The 291-nt window shown below is 73.2% G+C and carries 1 pseudogene; it reads right to left on the bottom strand.

The features are described from left to right. Positions 1–166: 166 nt before the first annotated feature. Positions 167–291 (bottom strand): annotated as a pseudogene (locus ACLBXP_RS25895) (alpha/beta fold hydrolase); the annotation flags it as partial.

The raw sequence follows: 291 nt of genomic DNA, 5'->3' as shown, positions 1-291 counted from the left end.
CGGGGGCGACTGGATCGGCTTCCGCCCGAGCGACAGCGCCAACATCCGCGGCGTCGAGGTCTACCCGCCCGCCCTCGGCTTGTGGGCGCTCGCGGCCCTCGCGGCCGCCGTGCTGGCGATGTGGCTGGTCGAGGGACGGCGGGGCAGGGCGGCCTGACGCCGCCGCTCAACGCTCGGGCATCAGGCGGCCGAAGAACGCCGCGATCTCCTCGGCTGCGGCCTCCGGTGCCTCGCGATGCGGGAAGTGACCGACGCCGCGGAAGGGCGCGAGGTCGAGATCACTGAAAAATT

Source organism: Methylobacterium sp. A54F, assembly GCF_053346035.1.
This window is presented reverse-complemented; position numbering and strand designations above follow the sequence as displayed.